The organism is Okeania hirsuta (genome assembly GCF_003838195.1).
Taxonomy (GTDB): domain Bacteria; phylum Cyanobacteriota; class Cyanobacteriia; order Cyanobacteriales; family Microcoleaceae; genus Okeania; species Okeania hirsuta.
Genome location: NZ_RCBY01000464.1, coordinates 1 through 2775, shown reverse-complemented (window position 1 = coordinate 2775; position 2775 = coordinate 1). Strand labels below are relative to the sequence as shown.

Below are 2775 nucleotides of genomic sequence, written 5' to 3'. Positions count from 1 at the left end.
CGCTCCCCCAAGTAATTTTGAACACCCCCGTTGACGGTGGGGTATTAAACCCACAAAGAAAATGATAATAATGATACCAAAATACAGCTACCTCCTAAATAACTCAACACTTTCTTACTTCTTGCTTCTTACTTCTTCCTTCTTCCTTATTCAATTACAAATATCTCTGAAAAACTTCTTCTCAATAAGTTCCCCAGCTTTAATAGATTTCCGCAGCCAATTTAATTCCAAATCTAATTTTTCTGTTTCAGTTAATTCCCAATTATTATGCTGTCGTCGCAAACGATTTGTCATATCATATAAACACAAAGCAACACTAACTGAAATATTAAAACTTTCACTAAATCCCTGCATTGGAATTTTTACCGATACATCTGCATTGTTTTGAGCATATTCTGACAACCCATTAATTTCCGAACCAAACATTAACGCTACTTTTGTATTTACAGATAATTGTTCAACAGTTATTTGTTTTGTATGGGGGGTTGTTGCTGCTATAATATAACCCTCACTTCTTAATTTTTTTAAACATTCTTGAGTATTATTTATGCCTTCTTGATTATAGCGGTATAATGTTAACCAGCGGTCTGAACCAACAGTAACACCTTGAGTAATTGTGAATATATTTTTGTTCTCTATAATATGCACATCTTGTACCCCAAAACTGTCACAACTTCGGAGTACCGCACTAGCATTGTGGGGTTGATAAATATCTTCTAAAATAACAGTAATATGACGGGTTCTTTGCTGCAAAACAGATACTATTTTTTCCCAACGAGCATGGGTAACAAATTGACCTAAATAAGTAATTAATTGTTGTTTTTCTTCTAATTGCATTCAGCATTAATCTAAATATTTATATTTACCGAAAAATTAAGGTATAAAGCCTCTACATTCATAGAGAAAAAATAAAAACAATCCTTTTAGCCAATCCTCTTAGTTTACAAGAAATTGTTAATTATTAATTGTTGAAAGAGAAACTGCTATTTTTATCAATCGTTCTTGACCTTAAGTTTCTCTTTGTGCTTTTTTTTAGCTAATAAAGGTTCTTGCATTATTTTTTTTAAAGTTGGCTTGGAAGCATAAGGTTTTACAAGTTCTTCTAGAGGCATTTTCCTAGTTTCATTACTATTAACATTAACTTGATAAACAATATTATTATCAACATCTAATCCTGTTAGCCATCCACTACGAGGATGATACGCACTCGTGTCAATATTTAGCCAACCTGCCCCACGAACTAACTCTCCAGGCTCAACATTATTAAAAGTAAAAGTTATAGTATGACCTATAATCATTAACTTATTGGGAAAGTAAGGTTTTTCAATACCATGAAATTCTTTGCGAATCCAACAATATTCATGATAAGTTTGCTTTTGAATAGGTAGTTTTGGATTTACCCCTGCATGAACTAACCAAATATCTCCTAAGTCTAGATATAGAGGTAGTGATCGAATCCATTCTACATCCTCATAAGGCATAATTCCTTGATCTCTATAACTTTCTACCGTTTCATTCCCTCCACTGTAAAACCAAGCTTCCCATGCTCCTTTTTTGTCTGCTTTATCTGAAAGAGCTTGAATCATCATTTGTTCGTGATTTCCCTGGAGAGACTGATAGGAGCTATTTCTGACAAATTCTATTACTTGGGAGCTTTTTGGGCCTCGATCTATTAAGTCCCCTAAAAAATACACCTTTTCATTTTTTCCAGGGGCGATCGCCTCTAGCAAAACCATTAGACCATCATAATGCCCATGTACATCACCAATTATAATACGTCTCTGCTTCATTTTTACTTCTAAAGATTTCCTACAATATCTAGTTTTTTTCTATCTACTTTATTGCATTAAGTAAGGCAAAAAAGACTTTATTATACTAAATTTTAATGTCAGAAAATTTAATTAAAACATCTAATATATTATTCACTTTAATTTGTATCTATAATATCACATAGTTTCTGAGGTAAACCGACCCTAATTTTTAGGCAAATCCAGAATGTAGCTAATTTGAAACAAATTGTAGCTTCGAGTAAAATTGGGGTCGGCATACCTTAGACGAAAAATACTTTTAGTAAGTTCATGTCTGCGGAAAATTTAGTTACTTAAAGCACGCAGGAATTTTTGAATTTCAGTTAAAAATCCTTTCCGTTTTGGTTTAGTAGTAGTTTGCTCAGAAGAAGCAGAGCTATCTATTTTAACTGTAGTAGTAGCTTCAGCTAAAATCATTTCCACAGTATCTCCCATTGGTTTCTCAGATCGCTCTGCAATTAATTTATATTGGCCATTTTCCTCAAGCAAAACTTGCCAGGGAGAAGGATAACAACGATACAATGCAGCCTCACCAAAAGACTTGATATAGTAGCAAGATTCAATAGTTGTAAGAAATCTTTCCCGGAGTTGACGTGCTGCATAACCAATTCCGACAATAGATACATCCTCTAACCTCGGAATTAACATTACAACTGGGCGATCGCCTGCCAGATTACACAATTTTTCGGCCTGGGCCACTTCTACAGAAGAAAGGGCAACTAACAGAAAAAACTCGTCTTCCGGTGAAATTTTGCTATCAACTGGAGACCTACTTGTGCCAATATCTTCTACTTTTACTTTAAAAGGCGCTTCTTGCCAATCTCGTCTTGCTAATGCTGCAGCACCAGTATCAGGAAAGAAGCTACTTTTACTTTAAAAGGCGCTTCTTGCCAATCTCGTCTTGCTAATGCTGCAGCACCAGTATCAGGAAAGAAGACTTTTGGTTGAATGCCTTCTTCAAGTAAAG

2 protein-coding genes and 1 pseudogene are annotated in these 2775 nt (G+C 34.5%); all 3 read right to left on the bottom strand.

Annotated elements, in window-relative coordinates; translation table 11 throughout:
* Positions 1–150 precede the first annotated feature (150 nt).
* The gene (locus D5R40_RS31805) at positions 151–837 is read right to left on the bottom strand and encodes a TrmH family RNA methyltransferase (RefSeq protein ID WP_124142792.1); all 687 of its coding nucleotides are present in this window, start codon (positions 835–837) and stop codon (positions 151–153) included.
* Positions 838–992: 155 nt separating this feature from the next.
* On the bottom strand, positions 993–1790 hold the full coding sequence (locus tag D5R40_RS31800; protein WP_124142791.1) for a metallophosphoesterase family protein: 798 nt from the start codon (positions 1788–1790) through the stop codon (positions 993–995).
* Between the two features lie 303 nt (positions 1791–2093).
* Positions 2094–2609, bottom strand: a pseudogene (locus D5R40_RS31795) (DUF1995 family protein); the annotation flags it as partial.
* Between the last annotated feature and the right edge of the window lie 166 nt (positions 2610–2775).